14 protein-coding genes and 1 tRNA gene are annotated in these 19,578 nt (G+C 64.5%); 7 read left to right on the plus strand and 8 right to left on the minus strand.

Features of this window, described 5'->3' with window-relative positions; translation table 11 throughout:
• Positions 1 to 44: 44 nt before the first annotated feature.
• Positions 45 to 731, minus strand: coding sequence for a M48 family metallopeptidase (locus ACFSUD_RS01570; RefSeq protein WP_386370793.1), 687 nt, complete (start codon positions 729 to 731; stop codon positions 45 to 47).
• A 110-nt stretch (positions 732 to 841) separates the two neighbouring features.
• On the opposite strand from ACFSUD_RS01570, the gene ACFSUD_RS01575 reads away from it, so the two are divergent.
• From ACFSUD_RS01575 to mnmH, 3 genes are all read left to right on the plus strand, one after another.
• Complete coding sequence (locus tag ACFSUD_RS01575) at positions 842 to 1,171, plus strand: TIGR02300 family protein (protein ID WP_386370795.1); 330 nt, start codon at positions 842 to 844, stop codon at positions 1,169 to 1,171.
• 93 nt (positions 1,172 to 1,264) lie between these two features.
• Positions 1,265 to 1,340: transfer RNA gene (locus ACFSUD_RS01580), tRNA-Ala, on the plus strand.
• Between the two features lie 118 nt (positions 1,341 to 1,458).
• On the plus strand, positions 1,459 to 2,505 hold the full coding sequence (gene mnmH, locus ACFSUD_RS01585; protein ID WP_386370797.1) for a tRNA 2-selenouridine(34) synthase MnmH: 1,047 nt from the start codon (positions 1,459 to 1,461) through the stop codon (positions 2,503 to 2,505).
• On the opposite strand, the gene selD is transcribed toward mnmH, so the two are convergent.
• From selD to ACFSUD_RS01605, 4 genes are all read right to left on the minus strand, one after another.
• Positions 2,498 to 4,663 carry a selenide, water dikinase SelD gene (gene selD / locus ACFSUD_RS01590; protein ID WP_386370799.1) on the minus strand — a complete coding sequence of 722 codons (2,166 nt, stop codon included), beginning with the start codon at positions 4,661 to 4,663 and terminating at the stop codon, positions 2,498 to 2,500. The two genes, mnmH and selD, sit on opposite strands and share 8 nt — an antisense overlap.
• Before the next feature lie 129 nt (positions 4,664 to 4,792).
• The gene (locus tag ACFSUD_RS01595) at positions 4,793 to 8,104 is read right to left on the minus strand and encodes an error-prone DNA polymerase (protein ID WP_386370801.1); all 3,312 of its coding nucleotides are present in this window, start codon (positions 8,102 to 8,104) and stop codon (positions 4,793 to 4,795) included.
• Positions 8,105 to 9,649, minus strand: a complete 1,545-nt coding sequence (locus ACFSUD_RS01600) for a Y-family DNA polymerase (RefSeq protein WP_386370803.1) — start codon at positions 9,647 to 9,649, stop codon at positions 8,105 to 8,107.
• Positions 9,543 to 10,259 (minus strand): hypothetical protein, encoded by a 717-nt coding sequence (locus ACFSUD_RS01605; RefSeq protein ID WP_386370805.1) that lies wholly within the window; start codon positions 10,257 to 10,259, stop codon positions 9,543 to 9,545. The genes ACFSUD_RS01600 and ACFSUD_RS01605 overlap by 107 nt, the downstream gene beginning before the upstream one ends.
• 341 nt (positions 10,260 to 10,600) lie before the next feature.
• Between ACFSUD_RS01605 and ACFSUD_RS01610 the strand changes: the two genes are divergently transcribed.
• Positions 10,601 to 12,730 carry a DEAD/DEAH box helicase gene (locus ACFSUD_RS01610; protein ID WP_386370807.1) on the plus strand — a complete coding sequence of 710 codons (2,130 nt, stop codon included), beginning with the start codon at positions 10,601 to 10,603 and terminating at the stop codon, positions 12,728 to 12,730.
• Between the two features lie 82 nt (positions 12,731 to 12,812).
• On the opposite strand, the gene ACFSUD_RS01615 is transcribed toward ACFSUD_RS01610, so the two are convergent.
• From ACFSUD_RS01615 to ACFSUD_RS01625, 3 genes are all read right to left on the minus strand, one after another.
• The gene (locus ACFSUD_RS01615) at positions 12,813 to 14,078 is read right to left on the minus strand and encodes an ABC transporter permease (protein WP_386370809.1); all 1,266 of its coding nucleotides are present in this window, start codon (positions 14,076 to 14,078) and stop codon (positions 12,813 to 12,815) included.
• On the minus strand, positions 14,075 to 14,881 hold the full coding sequence (locus tag ACFSUD_RS01620) for a taurine ABC transporter ATP-binding protein (protein WP_386370811.1): 807 nt from the start codon (positions 14,879 to 14,881) through the stop codon (positions 14,075 to 14,077). Before ACFSUD_RS01620 ends, ACFSUD_RS01615 begins: the two co-directional genes overlap by 4 nt.
• 138 nt (positions 14,882 to 15,019) lie before the next feature.
• A complete protein-coding gene (locus ACFSUD_RS01625; protein WP_386370813.1) occupies positions 15,020 to 16,027 on the minus strand; it encodes a taurine ABC transporter substrate-binding protein in 1,008 nt (335 codons plus the stop codon).
• A 404-nt stretch (positions 16,028 to 16,431) separates the two neighbouring features.
• On the opposite strand from ACFSUD_RS01625, the gene ACFSUD_RS01630 reads away from it, so the two are divergent.
• The 3 genes from ACFSUD_RS01630 (at position 16,432) to pta (ending at position 19,573) form a co-directional block, all read left to right on the plus strand.
• Positions 16,432 to 17,829 carry an aminotransferase family protein gene (locus tag ACFSUD_RS01630; RefSeq protein WP_386370815.1) on the plus strand — a complete coding sequence of 466 codons (1,398 nt, stop codon included), beginning with the start codon at positions 16,432 to 16,434 and terminating at the stop codon, positions 17,827 to 17,829.
• Positions 17,830 to 18,032: 203 nt separating this feature from the next.
• Positions 18,033 to 18,296 (plus strand): YMGG-like glycine zipper-containing protein, encoded by a 264-nt coding sequence (locus tag ACFSUD_RS01635; protein WP_386370817.1) that lies wholly within the window; start codon positions 18,033 to 18,035, stop codon positions 18,294 to 18,296.
• 278 nt (positions 18,297 to 18,574) lie between these two features.
• Positions 18,575 to 19,573, plus strand: a complete 999-nt coding sequence (gene pta / locus ACFSUD_RS01640) for a phosphate acetyltransferase (RefSeq protein ID WP_386370819.1) — start codon at positions 18,575 to 18,577, stop codon at positions 19,571 to 19,573.
• Positions 19,574 to 19,578: the final 5 nt, after the last annotated feature.

The raw sequence follows: 19,578 nt of genomic DNA on the forward strand, positions 1-19,578 counted from the left end.
TGTGGTCACTAATCGGCCGCCGGTCAAGCTTCCGTCGCGAGGGATCAGAAGCGGTAGCGGTGCAGATCAGAGCCATTCTCGCGCAACCAGCCGCGCGGAGCCCGGTAATCGCCGTAAAGCCGTTCCACCTCGGCCCAAAAAGCGGGAGAGTGATTCATCTGGGCCAGATGCGCGACCTCATGGGCCGCGACATAAGCGAGCACTTCGGGCGGCGTCATGATCAGCCGCCAGGAGAACATCAGGGCTCCGTTGCTGGTACAGGAGCCCCAACGCGACCGCGTATCGCGCATGGTGAGCCGGGTGTAGGGCAGCCCGAGCTGTGCTGCATAGGTATCGCAGGCCGCGGTCAGCCGGTCACGGGCCAGTTCGCGCAGATGCGCCGCCAGCTTCACGGAGACCTGCGCCTCCGGCCCCGGCACGTGGATCTGCGCTGTCGAGATCCGAACCCGTCGCCCGGTGCCCTGGGATACCTCTCGCATGCGTCCGGCCAGAGGCAGCTGCACCCCGAACCCCACCGGGACATCCGCCCCCCGCGCCGCCAGGTGGCCGCGAATCCATTCCGCCTTGCTCTGCGCGAATGCCAGCGCTTCGCGCTCGGGCACACGTCGCGGCATGGTCAAGGTGACCCGCCCGTCGAGCTGCGAAATCCGCAGGCTGATACGCCGGGCGCGCGCGGAACGGCGCAGGAGCAGCGGAATCGGCGGATCGCCGGGCAGCACGGGATCTTTCATCGGAGAGCACTCGATCCTGGTTATGGGCCAAAGCCTTTGACAGTGTCAGCTTCATATGGCACTTGCCCGGAATCATCTACAGCAACAGCAACTTTGAGAAGGGGTGTTTCATGCCCAATGAAGAATGGGGAACCAAGCGCCTGTGCCCCACAACGGGCAAGCGCTTCTATGACCTCAACAAGGATCCGATCGTCAGCCCCTATACCGGCGAGGCTGTCGAGATCGACAGCTCCAAGTCGCGGATGATCGCTGCCGACCGTGAGGATGCGGTCACCGCCAAGGCAAAGAAATCGACCGTCGAGGATGACGAGGTTCTGGTCGATGACGAGGACGATGTGGACGTTGATCTCGACGACGATATCCTCGATGACGACGACGACGATGACAGCAGCGTGCCGCTCGATGACATCGCCGATGTACCGGCAGAAGACGACGATTGATTTTTCCGGAGGCGGAGATCATTTTCCTCTTGATCCCGCCTCCGCCAGCGCCTATTCACCGGCGCACCAACACAGGGTCAACGACCCGGTAATGGGGCCTTAGCTCAGCTGGGAGAGCGCCTGCATGGCATGCAGGAGGTCAGCGGTTCGATCCCGCTAGGCTCCACCATTCCCCTTAGAATGCATTTTGCGATACCTGTCGCATCCGGCCTTTGCCCGCGGGTGTCGCGACACTGGACGCTCGCGCCTGAGCGGTTAGAAGGGGGCATTCCTGTCAGGGGCCTTCGATGACACCGCTCACGCTCACTTCCTTTTCCGATCTCGCCGCATTGACCGTCGACACGATCATCGACGTACGCGCCCCGGCGGAATTCGCCGAGGATCACCTGCCCGGTGCGGTCAATCTGCCGGTGCTTTCGGACAGCGAGCGCGCCGAGGTCGGGACGATCTATACCCAAAACAGCCCGTTCACCGCCCGCAAGATCGGCGCCGCGTTGGTGGCCCGGAACACCGCGCGCCACCTGCAGGGACCGCTCGCCGACAAGTCCGGCGATTGGCAGCCGCTGATCTATTGCTGGCGCGGCGGTCAGAGGTCGGGCTCTTTCGCGACGATTCTCGATCAGGTCGGCTGGCGGGTGAACCTGCTGAAAGGTGGCTACCGGTCCTACCGTCGGCTGGTGGTCGCGACGCTCTATGACACGATGCTCCCCCATCGGATCACCCTGATCGGCGGCGGCACCGGCACCGCCAAGACCCGGCTGCTGGATCATCTGCACAGCATCGGGGCGCAAGTGCTCGATCTCGAAGGGCTGGCTCAACATCGCGGTTCGCTGTTCGGCGCGCGCCCCGAAGGGCAGCCCGCTCAGAAAATGTTCGAGACCCGGCTGATCACCGCGCTCGGAGCGCTCAATCCCGCGCGCATGACCTTTGTCGAGGCCGAAAGCAGCAAGATCGGCGCGCGTATCATCCCGCCCGCGCTTTGGTCAATGATGGGCGCGGCACCTCGCGTCGAGATCGCGGCACCGCTGTCCGCCCGCGCCAAATTTCTCTGCCGCGCCTATGAGGATCTGACGGAGGACCATGCCCTGCTGAGCGCACAGATCGAAAAGCTGCGCCCGTTTCACAGCGCCGAGCAGATCGAGAGCTGGCAGCATCAGGCGATGGCGGGAAACTGGCGTCAGCTGGCCGAAGGTCTGATCGCGCGACATTATGATCCGACCTATCAGAAATCCGCTGCCCGCGCCGCCGCCCCGCTGCGGCGGCTCGCGCTGCAGGATCTCTCCGAGTCCAGCCTGGCGGCGACGGCCGAACGCCTCTGTGCGGAGCTTACCTGACCTCGATCGCGCCCGACCTTTCCACCATTCGCCCGATGATCCAGCCGTTCAGCCCTTCGGCCTGCAAAGCGGCAACGGCGTCATTCGCCGCGACTTCGGGCAAGCTGGCCAGCAGCCCCCCAGCGGTTTGCGGATCGTGCAACAAGGGTTCGTCGCGCCCGCTGGTCGGTGCATTCTCCCGGTTGCTGTTAAGCAGCACCGAGCCGACCCCCTGCCCCGACAATGCCCGCGCCACCTCATAGACCGGGATCTTGTCAAGCCAGAGCGTGGCACCCAGGCCCGACGCCCGGCAGATCGCCTGCACATGCCCCGCGAGCCCGAAGCCGGTGACATCGGTCATCGCATGCGCCTTGGCGAGCAGAGCCGCCTCGCGGTCCTGCGGTCGCTCCATCTGCGCCAGCGCGGCCACCACTGCCGGGCCGGGCGCCGAGCCTGCCATATGGCCCGCCATGATCACACCCGAGCCGATCGGCCGCGTCAGCACCAGCAGATCACCCGGCTGCGCCCCTGCCACAGTGATTGGCATGCAGTCCCGCTGCCCCGTTACGGTGAAGCCGATCGTCCATTCCGCACCCATGGTGGTATGCCCGCCAACCAGCTGCGCGCCGATCGCAGCGAAAACCGCCTCCGCCGCCCGCGTCACCTCGCCAAGGCTGCGCGCCTGTAGTTCCGGCGCCATGCGCGGCAATATCAGGCTGGCCAGCGCCACCTGCGGGCGCGCGCCCATGGCAAAGACATCGCCCAGCGCATGCACCGCCGCGATCCGCGCCATCTGAGCGTGATCCTCGATCATCGCCCTGAGATGATCAGTGCTGATCACCTGAAAACTTCCGTCATCCTGACGCAGCACCGCCGCGTCATCCCCGACACCGGTCACCACCGCCCCCTGGCGCGGGCCAAGCGCGCCGAGCGCCTCATCCAGCACACCGCCGCCCACCTTGGCGCCACAGCCGCCACAAAGCGGCTTGGCCTCCAGCATCCCGCGCACCCCCAGGGCCGCGGCGCGGGGCAGTGGCGGTGGCGGCATTACCGGGAGGTCGGCGAATTTTTCCATGAACTTACGGTCGATCCGGTCTTTCCAGCGCCATAGCAACGGGCCCGAAACCGCCAGCCCGTATTTCTCCGCCACCGCGCTCTTGTTGCCCAGGGAGATCAGCTTCAGATAATGTTTCTGCGGACGGAACGCCCGGCGGCCTCCGCCGCGCAGCGCGACGCGCAGGTTGTCATGCAGCACCGGCGCTGCGCGCACCGCAAATACCCCGGCCTTGGGCCGCGGCGCGAAGGGCATTCGCGCACAATCCCCGACCGCGAACAATGCCTTGTCGCCGACCACACCCAGGTCCCGGTCAATGGTGATGAACCCGTCCTCCTGGGGCAGGTCGCTCTGCGCGATCCACGGATGCGCGAAGGCTCCCGCCGCGCCAACACTGAGCGCCGCCCGCACCGGCGCCCGGTTGCGCAGTATCACCCGCCCGGCCTCGATCCGGATCACCTGCGCCTCGAGACAGAGATCGATATTCTGCCGCGCCAGCGCATGCATGATCCGCGCCCGACCCCGGGGACTGAAACCCGACAATTGCGATCCGGCCTCGATCACGCTTACCTGCGGTTGTGCCCCGGTCTGCTGCAGCGCATGGGCCATCGCCAGCGCCAGCTCGCATCCGGCAACCCCTCCGCCGATCACCGCGACCTGTGGCGCTGTCGTACCATCGGCCACCGCTGCCAGGAATTCCCGCCAGCGCGCCGCGAAGACATCCAGCGGTTTGGCCGCGACCGCGTGTTCGGCAAAACCCGGCAGGTCCATCCGCGCGGTGATCCCGATGTCGATTGATGCCACATCATAGGCCAGAGGCTCCCGCCCGGCGAGACGGATCTCGCGCCGTATCCGGTCGATCCCGGTCGCCCGGTCGAGAACCAGCCGCGCCCCGGCAAAACGACAGAGCCGCACGAGATCGATCTCCAGCTCATCGCGGCCGTAATGCCCGGCCACATGGCCGGGCAGCATGCCGGTATAGGGGGCCGTCGCGCCGGGGTTGATCAGGGTCAACCGCGCACCGGGCAGCGGGTTCATCCCCCAGCGACGCAGCACCAGCGCATGAGCATGCCCGCCCCCGACCAACACCAGATCCCGCGTCAAAGGCGTGCTATTCTGCTCCACATTACCCTTTCACAGCTTCTTCTGACGTCAAATACCTCAGGGAGTTTGAGGGACAGCGTCCCTCATTCCCTCAAATTAGCCTTGGCGACACCGTCGCGGCTCCGCGCTACCAGCTAACGCAGAGCTCTTCTAATGAAAATCGCGCGATTTGGGTATCACCCGCTCGTCTCTGGGATGTTTGCGGGCGCTGACCTGACCGACGATCGGATGGGTCGGATGATCGCCGCGGCTGGTCAGCTCCGGCAATTCCCCCTCCGCGAGGGCCTGCAACCGTGAACTGCGGTTCTCCAGCCGGTCGGCGACCACGTGGATGACCTGACCATCGCTCTGCACCCTGCCATGCACCACCAGCAGCCTTCCGGCCATGATCGTGGCACGGTTCTGTTCGAACATCTGCGGCCAGATCACCAGATTGGCCACCCCGGCCTCATCCTCGAGCGTGATGAAGCAGACACCCTTGGCCGAACCCGGTTTCTGACGGACAAGCACCAGCCCGGCAATCGAGACCTTCGCGCCATGCGCCAACCCCGGCAACTGATCGGTGCAGATGAAACCCTGCCCGCGCAGACTGGCACGGAAAAAGCTCATGGGATGCGCCTTCAGCGACAATCGCAGGGTCTGATAATCCGCCCCCACATGTTCGGCCTGCGGCATGTCCGGCAGGCTGACCGCAGGCTCGGCTCCCTCGTCGCCCGATTCCGCATGGGCAAAGATCGGCAGGTCCGGCGCATCCTTCAGCGCCTCGGCCTGCCAGAGCGCCTGACGCCGGTCGAGCCCCATGCTGCGCATCGCATCCCCGGCCGCCAGACGTCCCAGTGTGCCGCGGTCAAGCCGCGCCTGGGCCTTCAGATCCTCGATATCGACAAAGGGCACATCCCGCGCCGCCATGATCCGCGCCCCCGCCGGTTCGCGCATCCCGTCGATCTGCCGCAGCCCCAGCCGCAGCGCGAAACCGCTTTCGCAGGGTTCCAGCGTGCAATCCCAGTCGGAGAAATTCACATCGACCCCGCGGATCTCGACCCCGTGGTCGCGCGCATCCCGCACGATCTGGGCGGGTGCGTAAAACCCCATCGGCTGGCTGTTGAGCAGGGCGCAGGCGAAGGCCGCCGGATAGTGGCATTTCATCCAGCTCGACACATAGACCAGCTTGGCGAAACTTGCGGCGTGGCTCTCGGGGAAACCATATTCGCCGAACCCCTTGATCTGGTCGAAACAGCGCTGCGCGAATTCCGGATCATAGCCGCGGTCGGTCATCCGTCCGACCATCTTCTGCTGCAGGGTCTCGATCTGCCCGCGCGAACGGAAGGTCGCCATCGCCTTGCGCAGCTGGTTGGCCTCCGTCGGGGAAAACTTCGCCGCATCGAGGGCGATCTTCATTGCCTGTTCCTGAAAGATCGGCACCCCCAGCGTGCGCCCGAGTATCCTGAGCAATTCATCCTGCGGATGTTCCGGCCCCGGTGCCGGGTAGCTCACCCCTTCCAGACGCTGCCGCCGCCGCAGGAACGGATGCACCATGTCGCCCTGGATCGGACCGGGCCGCACGATCGCCACCTCGATCACCAGATCGTAAAAGCACCGCGGCCGCAGCTTCGGCAGCATCGCCATCTGTGCGCGGCTCTCGACCTGGAACACCCCCAGCGAATCGCCCGCGCAGAGCATGTCATAGGTCGCCACGTCATCCGCCGGGATGCTGGCGAGATCATGATCCTCGCCATAATGCGCCCGGATCAGATTGAAGCATTTGGCGATGCAGGTCAGCATCCCCAGCGCCAGGATATCGACCTTGAAAATGCCCAGCGCATCAATGTCATCCTTGTCCCACTCGATGAAGGACCGTTCCGGCATGGCGCCATTGCCGATCGGCACGATCTCGGTCAGCGGTCGTTCGGTCAGGATGAAACCGCCGACATGCTGGCTCAGATGCCGGGGCATCCCGGTCATCTCGCGGGCCAGGGCAATGATCCGGCGCAGATAAGGATCAGACAGATCCATTCCCGCCTCCCTGACCCGGTCGTCACCGACCTCCGGTTCGTAGCTGCCCCAGACCGTGCTGGCGAGCTTGCTGGTCACGTCCTCGCTCAACCCCATCGCCTTGCCGACCTCACGGATCGCCGAGCGCGGGCGGTAATGGATCACCGTGGCGCAGAGCCCAGCCCGCTCGCGTCCGTATTTGGCATACATGTACTGGATCACCTCCTCGCGGCGCTCATGTTCGAAATCGACGTCGATATCGGGCGGCTCGTCGCGTTCCTCGCTGAGGAACCGCTCGAACAGCACGTCATGCTCGGCCGGATCGACGCTGGTGATGCCGAGACAGAAACACACCGCCGAATTCGCTGCCGAGCCGCGCCCCTGACAGAGGATCGGCGGCACCGCCTCCTGCCGCGCGAAACGCACGATGTCATTGATGGTCAGGAAATAACGCGCGATCTTCTTGGAACGGATCAGCGCGAATTCCTTCTCGATGGTCCTGCGGATATCTTCCGACACCCCGCCGGAATAGCGCCGCGCCGCGCCTTCCCAGGTCAGCCGCTCCAATTCTTCCTGGGCGCTGCGACCCTCGGGAACGATCTCATGGGGGTATTCGTATTTCAGGTCATCCAGGCTGAAAACGCAGGCATCCGCCACTTCCCGTGTCGCCGCGATGGCATGGGGCCATTGGCTGAACAACCGGCACATTTCGGCGGGGGATTTCAGATGGCGTTCGGCATTGGCCTCAAGCAGAAACCCGGCCTTGTCGATCGTGGTGCCCGCGCGGATACAGGTCATCACATCCTGCAGCGGGCGGCGCTGCGGCGCGTGATAGAGCACGTCATTGCTTGCCAGTATCCCCAACCCATGCGCCCGCGCGATCGCATCAAGCCGGTTGATCCGCGCCACGTCATCGCCGCGATAGCGATACACCGCCCCGACATGGCGCAGCATGGGCAGCGCGCGCACCAGCCGCGGCAGTCCCGCCTCGAAGAGATCCAGCCGCTCGCCCGGCATCACGATCAGTTGCAGCCCCTGCGCCTGCTGCGCCAGCATTTCCAGCGTCAGATGAGTTTCGCCCTTCTGCTGCCATCCGCCATCCACATCCGCCATCTTGCCTTTCGACAGCAGCGTCGAGAGCCGGGCATAGGCAGCGCGGTCTTTCGGATAGGCCAGCAGCTCGGCGCCGCACATCAACACCAGACGGCAGCCGATCAGCGGACGGACCTTGGCGGTCTGTGCCTCGCTATGCACCCGCACCACCCCCGCGAGCGTGTTGTGATCGGCAATGCCGATGGCATGATAGCCCAGCAGATTGGCCGTCGCCGTCAGGTCCACCGCATCCGAGGCAGCCCGCAGGAACGAGAAGCAACTGGCCAGCCCGAGCTCCACATAGGGGCCGGGGCCATGCCAGTGAAACGGGTCATCCTGCGCCAGACGGCGGCGCTTATGTCTTTCCTGTTCCGGCATTCAGCCAAACATCCCATGCAAAAACCAGCGCGGATCGCCACCGCGTCCATCGCCCAGAATTCCCTCGCGATAGATCCAGAAGCGCCGCCCATCGCCGACCTCGACCTTGTAATAATCGCGCAGCCGGGTGCCGGGCCGATCGTGCCACCATTCGGGCGCAATCCGCTCCGGCCCCTCGTGGCGGGTGGTGAGATAGGCAACCCGCCGCCAGCGAAACCGCGCAGGCGGACCTTCGGGCACGGCATAGAGCACCGCGATCTCCTCCGCCGGTTCGAGCAGGCGCAGGGGCCGTTCGCGCAGCAGTTCCGGCGCGTCCTGCGGCACATGGGTCAGCGCCGCGCGCTGATGTTCCAGCCGCTCGGGCAGATGGCTTTCGCGCCAGCCCGACCAGGTGATCTTCCCCGGGCCCAGCCGCGCGCTCAGCCGGTCGAGCAGCGCCGCCACGTCCCGCCCTGCGTCCCGACAGCCGTCGAGCTGGTCCTGCTGCAGCCCCAGCGGCTCCACCCGCAGCGCCTCCAGGGTCAGCAAATCGAAACCGAAACCGGGGTCGATCCCCTCGATCTTGCCGCTCAACAGCCTCAGCATATGCGCCGGATCGCGGCTCGCCTGCGCGGTGGCGGCCTCGCGGCTGCGCCATTCGCCATCGACCCGGTAGATGATCAGCCGCAGCAGCCGTGCCCCCTGTTCGGCCCGCGAGAGCTGCAGGCAGAGATCCTCGGTCAGCCTGGTCAGATGCGGCACCGGGTCGATCACCGGCTCGGGCAATCGGGAGCGCGCCAGCCAGCGCCGTTCGTCCGGCGGCGCATTGAGCGGATCGGCCACGCGGCCCGTGGCGCGGTCCAGCAGGACCAGCGGGTTGCGCTCCTCCGCCAGCTTGCCGAAACGCCGCATCAAGGCCACCCGCGGCACCTCGCGCAGCGCCGCGATGGTCTTCAGCCCGAGCCGCTGCAACAACCGCACCGTGTCCGGCGCGAGGCGCAGGGCCACCACCGGCAGGGGCGCCAGATATTCCGCGAGATCCTGCGGCCCGCAAATGCAATTGCCCGGTCCGAACCGCGCCAGCATCTGTGCCGCCCCGCGGGTCGGCGCCAGCGCCAGCCGGGTGTTCAGCCCCTGCATCCTGAACCGCAGCGCGATGTCGCGCAGCAGCGCCGCTTCGCCGCCGAAGAGATGCGCCGCCCCGGTCACATCCATCACGATGCCGTCGTGACCGTCGCGCACCGTCCAGGGGCACCAGCGCCGCGCCCAGAGAGCAACACGCTCCACCAAGACCTGATCGCCACGCGGGTCGGCGGGTTCGACATGCAGATCGGGATGGATCGCCTGTACATCGACGATCCGCGCGCCAGGTTCGATACCGCGCTCCTGCGCCGTCTTGTTCAGCGCATGGACCACCGGCCCATGACTGCCTGTATCGGCCAGAACCACCGGCACCGCGTCATCCGGCAAGCTCCGCTGTTGCATCGTGCTCCGCCGCCAGCGATCCATCGCCAGATCGGGAAACCAGACGGAGACGATCCTCAGCTTTTCGCGCGTCGGGGTCATGGCTGGCCGTCCAGAGACCGGGGGCACGTCCCCGCGCCCGAAACAGCTCCGCTTCCCAGAGAGGGGCCCCCGGGGCCTGCGCATTGTAGGGATGCGGCCCCGAGGGAAAGGAGGCGACCCGCCAGCGCTCGCGCGCCGCGCTGAGGGTACCGGGATCGCCCGAGCGAATCAGCCAGATCGGCACTTCCGATGCCTCGGCCCGCAACGCCAGCCGCTTGGTGGCGGTAAAGCTCAGCACCTCCGGTGCGCCGTGGATTTCGCCCACCGCCGCCGCCAGCCCGCCACAGGCCGCGCCCTCCTCCATCGCCCAGAGCACATCGCGCGGATGGCTCACCTCGACCCGGAGCAGCTTGCCCTTGAAGCCGAAGCCGGGCAAGGCCGCGCCATAGAGCCGCCCGTTCTCGCGGCGCGACATGCGGTCCTGCACCCAGAGCACCGGGGCTGCGCTGTCGGGCAGGCAGGCCAGAACGAATCCGCTCACCGCCGCATCGAAGGGCCCGCCGCTCAGCACGTCGCGCAGCACCGCATCGGCCGCGCCCGGCCGGGGCAAATCCTGGACAAAGCGTTTGCGCGACAGGGTAATCACCTGTCCAAAAGGGGAATCGACCATCCTGCATCCCTCCATATGTTCACTTTTTGTTCTAGCTGAAAAGAGGTCTTAAGGCGAGTCTCTTTGCTCCACATCAGGAGTCCGCGGCAAGCCTGCGCGAATATTTATGGAATCCGACATATCCCCAGCCGGAACAAATCTCACACCGGATCAAGCAACCGCCCGTTTCCTCGCCCGGAACGCAGAATCACCCTCGAAAGGCCGATTTTCACCACGAAATCGCATTTATCGATGACCCCATGTACATTTGCGCCACAACCCCTTACCGAGCGCGCAACCAAGGCGTGCCACTGCACCCCGCTTCCGCGTTCCGCGGCATTTACCAGAACAGGACAGAACCCGTGATCCAGACGATAGCCGATGCGCTTGCCCAACAAGGCTATGACACCCTCACCGCCGTGCAACAGGCGGTCACCGATCCCGCGCTCGAGGAGTCCGATCTGCTGGTCTCCGCCCAGACGGGATCGGGCAAGACCGTCGGTTTCGGCCTCGCCATCGCGCCAACCCTGCTCGACGGTGCCGAGCGGTTTGACGCGGCAGGCGCGCCGCTGGCGCTGATCATCGCACCGACGCGGGAACTGGCAATGCAGGTCAGCCGCGAGCTGACCTGGCTCTATGGCAAGGCCGGGGCCGTGGTCACCACCTGCGTCGGCGGCATGGACAGCCGCACCGAACGACGTGCGCTGGACCGGGGAGCGCATGTGGTCGTCGCCACGCCGGGGCGCCTTTGTGATCACATCAAACGCGGCAATATCGATCTGACGTCGATTCGCGCCGTGGTGCTCGACGAGGCCGACGAGATGCTCGACCTCGGCTTCCGCGAAGACCTTGAGTTCATCCTCTCCGAAGCACCCGAAGAACGCCGCACCCTGCTGTTCTCCGCCACCGTGCCCGCGGCAATCGCCAAGCTCGCGCAATCCTACCAGCGCGACGCGCAGCGTATCACCACCGTCGGCGAGACCAAGCAGCACAGCGACATCGAGTATCGCGCCCTCAACGTGCATCCGCGCGACACCGAGAACGCGATCATCAACGTGCTGCGCTTCTATGAGGCCAAGAACGCCATCGTCTTCTGCAACACCCGCGCCGCTGTGGCGCGCCTGACCACGCGGTTCACAAATCGCGGCTTCTCGGTCGTGGCGCTGTCGGGCGAGCTGACCCAATCGGAGCGTACAAACGCGCTGCAGGCGCTGCGCGATGGCCGAGCCCGTGTCTGTATCGCCACAGATGTGGCGGCACGCGGCATCGACCTGCCCAATCTCGAGCTGGTGATCCACGCCGACCTGCCGAGCAATTCCGACACGCTGCTGCACCGGTCAGGCCGCACCGGACGCGCCGGGCGCAAGGGCGTTTCGGCGCTGATCGTACCGCCGAAGATGCGCACCAAGGCCAATCGCCTGCTCGGCTGGGCCAAGCTCAAGGCCGAATGGGCGGCACCGCCCTCGGCCGCCGAGGTCAACGCCGAGGACGAAAAACGCCTGCTTGCCGATCCGGCCTGGAGCGATCCGGCCCCTGATGATGCGACCGGTTTCGTTGCCAACCTAGTCGAGACATTCAGCCCCGAACAGCTCGCCACCGCTTTCGTCAACCTCTACCGCGCGCGGGCATCGGCGCCCGAGGAACTGGCCGAGCCGGGCGCTCCGGCTGATGAGAAGCCACGCGGCAACTTTGGCCCGTCGGTCTGGTTTTCGGTGTCTTCGGGCCGCAATGACGGGGCCGAACCGCGCACGCTTCTGCCGATGCTCTGCCGCCTGGGCGATCTGACCAAGGACGACATCGGCGCGATCCGCGTGCAGCCGAGCCACAGCTTCGTCGAAATCCTCGCCTCCTCGGCGGACCGGTTCGTCGCGGCGCTCGGTCCCGACATGAAGGGCGAGGACGGTGCCGTGATCACCAGGCTCGATTCCGCGCCCGACCTCGCACGCGGTCCGAAGCCGGGCGGCAAGCGTGGACCTAAACCCGGCGGCAAGCCCGGCCCGCGCCCGGATCGTGCCCCGCGCCCCGCCTATGACCCTGATGCGCCGAGCGCGCCGCGCAAACCGCGCGCCGCCCCGGCCGAAGCGCCCATGGCCGAGGTCAGCGCCCCGCGCAAACCGCGCACCGACAAGACTTTCGAGAAGCCGTTCGAAAAACCGCGCGCGCCGAAGGGCGAACGGCCGCCGAAATCGCACAAGACCGAGCGCAGCCCGATGAAACCCGGCGCCAAACCCAAGCCGAAATCAGACCCGGGCACAGCCACCACGCCAAAGGCAAAGGCCGTCTGGAATAAGGACAAGCCAGCAGGCGAGGCGCCGCGCAAACCGCAGGCTAAGAAACCACAAGGCGGCAAGCCGGCGGCGAAATCCTATGATCGTGCGGCCGATACCTCCAAACGGTTCACGCCGCCTAACAAGATCGGCAAACCGGGAAACAAGCCGAAGGGTGGCGATGCCGCGCCGCGCCGGGGCAAACCGGGTTTCAAACCGAAATGAGCAAACGCCGGGGCGACACCCCGGCGTTTTTCGTTGGTCCCATTTTTCGATGACCGCGGCATTCGAGAATCTCCGCCCGCGTTCAGCCCTTGCCCTTCCACGGCACCAGCACGCGTTCGGCCCAGCGCATCAACATGTCGATGCCAAAGCCGATGATCCCGATCAGGATAATCCCCATGATCACGATATCGGTGTTCTGGAATTTCGAGGCCACCATGATCATCATGCCGGCCCCCTTCTCGGCCGCGACGAGCTCGGCCGCCACCACGGTTCCCCAGCACACGCCCATCGCCACCCGCGCGCCGGTGAAGATCTCCGGCAGCGAATTGGGGATGATAACGTGACGCATGATCTGCCACTTGCTCGCGCCCAGCGAATAGGCTGCATGCACTTTCGAGATCTTCACCCCTGAAACGCCCGAACGCGCTGCGATCGCCATGATCCACAGGGCCGCGAGGAACAGCAGGATGATCTTGCCTGTCTCGCCGATGCCGGCCCAGATGATCACCAGCGGAATCAGCGCCAGGGGCGGCACCGGGCGCATGAATTCGACGATCGGATCGAACCAGCCGCGGAACCAGTTGCTCAGCCCCATGGCATAGCCCAGCGGAATACCGACAAGCGCACCGCAGATGAACCCGGCGATGACCCGGAACAGCGACCAGCCAAGATGGCCGAGCAACGTGGTATTTCGAAAGCCTTCGTCGGCGATTTTCAGCATTCGGCTCCAGACCGCCTCGGGAGCGGGCAGATAGAGCGGTTCCATCTGCCAGCCGCGGGTCGGCTCGAAATTCGGTGTGCCCTTGTCGGACAGGGTCACCCTGCCGCCTTCGATGGCGATGCTGTCGCCCGGCGACACAGGCTGCCCGTTGATCTCGACGATCCGGGCGCCGTCCTTCTTCTTGATCTCGTCGTTTCGGTCGAAAGGGATCAGGATATTGCGCCACTGCGCCACCTTGGCAGCATCGTTCTTGGCGAAACCGTCGCCCGGTGCGACTTCGGCGAGTTCCGGCTCCGTGTCCCGCGGATGCACGACGAGCGAGACAACCGCATCGTCCCGGCTGCCGTCCTCGGCCTCCGCTACATAGGTGAAGCTCGTCTCCCCCGCAAATGGGCCGGGCGCATGCAGAAAGCCGGGCAGCAGTTTGGAGCCGGTGAATGCGCCCCAGAGCAGGAAAATCGTCAGTATCGAGATCACCCCGGCCACGCGATTCGGCCGCACCGCGCTTTCATCGCCGAAGGTCACGGTTTTCAGCGAAGTGTAATCCCGGGTGGCGTGATGCACCAGTTTCGTCACCAGGAAGAACGAGACGGTGAAGATCACGATATAGATCAGCAGGATGATCATGCGGCGGTCTCCGTACGTCCCATGATCTCTTCTTCCATGTCCCAGATCATCGAGAGGATCTCTTCCCGCTTCACCGCGAAATCGGGATGTTTCTTGACCTCCCGCAGGTCCTGCCCCACTCCGAGCTCGGCAAAGGGCAGCCGATATTCCTTGTGAATACGCCCCGGCCTAGGTGCCATCACGATCAGCCGCTCCCCGAGCAGCAGCGCTTCCTCGACCGAATGGGTGATGAGGATGATGGTCTTGCCGGTCTCCTTCCAGAGCTTGAGCACGAGGCTTTGCATCTTCTCGCGGGTCAGCGCGTCGAGCGCGCCCAAAGGCTCGTCCATCAGGATCACATCCGGGTCATTGGCCAGACACCGCGCCAGCGCCACACGCTGCTGCATCCCGCCCGACAGCTCGTAAACCGCCTTTTCCTTGAAATCCTGCAGGCCTACCACGTCGAGCAGATGATCGACGATCTCGGCCTTCTGCTGTTTCGCCATCCCCTTCATCGAAGGGCCGAAACCGACGTTCTCCCGCACCGACATCCATTCGAACAGCGCGCCTTGCTGAAACACCATGCCGCGTTCCGCGTCCGGGCCCTTGATCTCGTGACCGTTCAGCAACATGCGGCCTTCGGTCGGCGCCAGAAATCCTGCCACGATGTTGAGCAATGTGGTCTTGCCGCAGCCTGACGGGCCCAGCACGCTGAGCAATTCGCCCTCCTTGAGGTCGAGCGAGACATCCTTGAGAGCCTGCACCGAGCTGCCATTGGGCAAATCGAATCGCATCGAGAGCTTGTCGATAGATAATCCGGTCATGTTCCTGCTTTTCAGCCCCGCAGGGCGCTTGCGGTGGAAAGTCTCCACCGCGAATGGCTGGAGAGCGGGCAGAGCATGTATACCGCCCGCGAAGAACACGGCCCCGGCGCTGCCTTGCCGGGACCGTCACAGCGCAGGTTACATGCCCTGTGCGGCTTGCAACGGACCGATGTTGACCGTGCCCTCATAGCTGTCGAGCGCCGAATCGATCGAGCCGGCATCGACGAAGACCTGCGCCACACCGTCCATGAATTTCTGACTGCCGCCGCCCAGCCATTTCTCGCTGAGCTGTTCATCGATGCTCGGGAACTCGAAGGTCGCGAGCGTTTCCTCGGTCGCCGCCTCGTCCATCCCGGCATCCTTGGCCAGTACCGGCAGCATCTCTTCCTTGTGCTCGCCGGAATTCCACATCTCGTTCGCGTCGGCCGTCACCTTCAGGAACTTGGCCACGAGATCGCCATTCTCGGCAACGAAGGACGCCGGTGCCGAGGTCACGTCAAAGACCAGAATCCCGAGCTCTTCCTTTTCCGACCCGGTCAGCAGGACATTGCCGGATTCCTTCATCCGACGGAGCGCGCCGCCCCAGCCACAAGCCATATCCACGGAACCCTGGCTCAACGCTGCCGCGCCCTCTGCCGGAGCCATGTCGACGACCTCCATGCTGGCGAGATCGACGCCGAAATGCTCCATCTGGCGGAGGAACCCGTAATGCGCCGCCGTGCCGAGCGGAACGGCGACCTTCTTGCCGGACAGCTCGGATGCGGAATCCTTGTCGATCTCCAGCGCCGAATTGACCACGCAATTGTCATTCTCCGAATAGGAGACGGCGATATCGACGATCTGGATATCCTGACCCGCCGAGGTCGCGACCACGAAGGGCGGCACACCCTGACTGACGGCGATCTGTACATCGCCCGACGCCATGGCGGCGCTCATCGCCGTGCCGGAATCAAAGCTCACCCAGTTGATCTTGGTGCCCATCTCCTCCTCGTAGGTGCCCTGGACCTTGGCATATTGGAACGGCATCGGCCATTCGAGGAAATAGGCAACGGTGACCTCGTCTCCGGACTGGGCCAGCGCCATCTGGCCCGACACAATCAACGCAGCCGAAGCCACAGCGCCTTTCAGCGTCTTTTTCACGTTCATCAATATTCTCCCTATGACCACAGCTGGACTGCGGCTCTTGTGTTTTTTGCGGACTGCCCGCCAAACTGCCGGATCATATGCTCAAATCGCCCGGCTTCCCCTGATCGGAGCCGATTTGGGTCATCGAATCAACGACTTTTTTTGCGTCAGCGACCCTGCCCCATTGCGCCGTAGAGCAGTGAGTCGTCCCGCGAAGCTGAGAGCCAACCAACGCGGGTCTTTCGCGCCAAATTCATGTGCTCTTGGACCTGCGGAACGGAATTGCGACGGACCATCTGGACTAATACATCCCCAAGAACTGGCGCTATAGATCGCGCACAGCGTGACACAGACTATGGTGTTATCCTGCGGAAGTCATAATTTCCGCGCATTAACCGGCATCCCGCAAGCGAAAGGTCTGACCCATGGACGGCAACTTCAACGAAAATGACATTTCCCGCGTTGTCGAGGCCGACCGCGCGCATATCTGGCATCACCTGAGCCAGCATAAACCCTACGAGACCACCGATCCGCGGATCATTGTCGAAGGCAAGGGCATGCGGGTCTGGGACCAGAAGGGCAAGGAACACCTGGACGCGGTCTCCGGTGGGGTCTGGACCGTCAACGTCGGCTATGGCCGCGAGAGCATCGCCAACGCGGTGCGTGACCAGCTCATCAAGCTCAATTATTTCGCCGGTTCCGCCGGATCGATCCCCGGCTCGCATTTCGCAGAGAAATTGATCGAAAAGATGCCGGGCATGTCCCGGGTCTATTATTGCAACTCCGGTTCCGAGGCCAACGAGAAGGGCTTCAAGATGGTCCGCCAGATTGCCCACAAGCGGTACGGCGGCAAGAAGCACAAGGTACTTTACCGCGACCGCGACTATCACGGCACCACCATCTCCTGCCTGTCGGCCGGCGGTCAGGACGAGCGCAATGCGCAATACGGCCCCTTCACCGAAGGCTTCGTGCGGGTGCCGCATTGCCTTGAGTACCGCGCCTTCGAACAGGACGGCGCGCCGCAGGAGAACTACGGTATCTGGGCCGCCGATCAGATCGAGAAGGTGATCCTCGCCGAGGGCCCCGACACGGTCGGCGCGCTCTGCCTCGAGCCGGTGACCGCTGGCGGTGGCGTCATCACCCCGCCCGACGGCTATTGGCAGCGGGTGCAGGAGATTTGCCGCAAATACGACGTGCTGCTGCATATCGACGAGGTGGTCTGCGGCGTCGGGCGCACCGGGACATGGTTCGGGTATCAGCACTACGGCATCGAGCCCGACATGGTGACCATGGCGAAGGGCGTTGCCTCGGGCTATGCTGCGATTGCATGTCTGGTGACGACCGAAGCGGTGTTCGACATGTTCAAGGACGACGCCAGCGATCCGATGAACTATTTCCGCGATATCTCGACCTTTGGGGGCTGCACTGCCGGCCCCACGGCGGGGATCGAGAACATGCGCATCATCGAGGAGGAAAACCTGCTCGAGAATACCACCCTGATGGGAGAATACATGCTCGGGCAACTCGGTGAGCTGGCAGACAAGCACAAGGTCATCGGCGACGTCCGCGGCAAGGGTCTGTTCCTCGGCGCCGAACTGGTCGAGGACCGGGACAGCCGTGCGCCGGTTTCCGAAAAGCTGGTGCAGGCGGTGGTCGGTGACTGCATGACCCAAGGCGTAATCATCGGCGCTACCAACCGCTCATTGCCCGGCAAGAACAACACGCTGTGCTTCTCCCCGGCGCTGATTGCCACCAAGAGCGACATTGATGAGATCGTTACGGCGGTGGACAACGCGCTCGGCCGGGTCTTCGCCTCGGCATAAAACCGCGCTTGCCGCGCGCATTGAGGCACCGCCCTTGACCCGGCGGTGCCTTTCTTTATGGACACCAATGTCTTGCCCGAACATGACAGGTGAATTCTTGCCCTGGAATATCAATAAGCGGCAGTTTTTCGCAAATCCGTCACCAACGTGGGAACAAGGCTCGGATTCCCCGCGTTATCAACTTAGCTAAACGGGAGTATCTCATGAAAAAGTTTCTTATCGCCATTCCGATGATCGCCGGTCTCGCAGCCTGTGACACCACGAACCCGAACCAAGGCGCCCTCACGGGTGCAGCCCTGGGCGCGGCTGCCGGTGCTGCCGTCTCCGGCGGTGACGACAAGGTTGTCGGCGCGCTCGTCGGTGGTGCCGCAGGTGCCGCGGCCGGTAATTACCTCGGCCGCACCTCTTCGGGTCAGTGCGTCTACCAGAACTCCGCAGGCCAGCGCTACACCGCAGCTTGCCCATAAGTTTTTCGCAAATACCGAGACGAAAAAAGGCCCCGCCACGCGCGGGGTCTTTTTTTGTCCAGAACCCGGCTCAGCCGCTGCACCCGGCCAATATCTGGAATTATCCTGCAGTCCCCTCTGGACCTATCACATACAAGCGCGACAGCTTAGCCTGCGCCTTGGCCGTACCGTAAAAACTCCAGGACACCGGGCGGCGGCAGATTTTAAGTGGCGACGTGCGCCAAGAAAACAGGTACAGATTTCAATATGAAAGACGCAGACTTCCGGATGAGCAGATCATGAGCGTTTTGCAGGCATTGCGGCAACGCGCCAGCGCCCGTCCCGCCCATATCGTGATGAGCGAAGGCGCCGATCCGCGGATCATCGCCGGCTCCCTCGCCGCGCTGGACGCGGGCATTGCCCGGATCACGCTGGTCGGCCCGGACGCGGAGCTGCGCCGGGCGCTGGCAGATGCCGGGGCGGGCGACCGCGAAAAGCTGCGCATCGAGGATCCGCAGACATCCTCTCTGACAGCGGAATTCGCGCAAACCTATTACGCGCTGCGCCAGCATAAGGGTATCAGCGAGGATATCGCCAAAACCCAAGCCCGGGACCCGTTGGTCTTCGCCGCGATGATGGTGCGCAATGGCCATGCGGACGGCACGGTTGGCGGCGCGGTGGCTACCACTTCCGACACGGTGCGCGCCGCCTTGCAGATCATCGGCAAAGCCAAATCCGCGCCGCTGGTTTCGAGCTTCTTCCTGATGGCCCTGCCCCAAAATCACCCCTCGGGGCGCGACGCGATGGTCTTCGGGGATTGTGGCCTGGTGATCGAACCCGACGCCACGCAGCTTGCCGCGATTGCCGCCGCCTCCGCGGCCTCCTGTCGTCAGCTGCTGGAGGTCGAGCCGAAAGTGGCGTTGCTGTCCTTTTCGAGCAAGGGCAGCGCGCATCACGCCGCCGTCACCAAGGTCTCGGATGCGCTGGCGCTGCTGCAGCGCGACCATCCTGATCTTGCCGCCGAGGGCGAGCTGCAATTCGACGCCGCCTTCGTGCCCGAGGTCGGCGCCGCCAAGGCACCGGGTTCGCCGGTCGCGGGCCATGCCAACGTGATGATCTTTCCCAATCTCGATGCCGGCAATATCGGCTACAAGATCGCCCAGCGCATCGGTGGCTGTCAGGCCATCGGCCCGGTGCTGCAGGGACTGGCGAAACCCGCCAACGACCTGTCCCGCGGCTGCGTGGCGCAGGATGTCACCAACATGATCGCGGTCACCGCCCTGCAGGTCGCCCCCTAACCCGA

Origin of the sequence: Sulfitobacter aestuarii, assembly GCF_042685005.1 — a bacterium.
GTDB classification, from domain to species: Bacteria; Pseudomonadota; Alphaproteobacteria; order Rhodobacterales; family Rhodobacteraceae; genus Sulfitobacter; species Sulfitobacter aestuarii.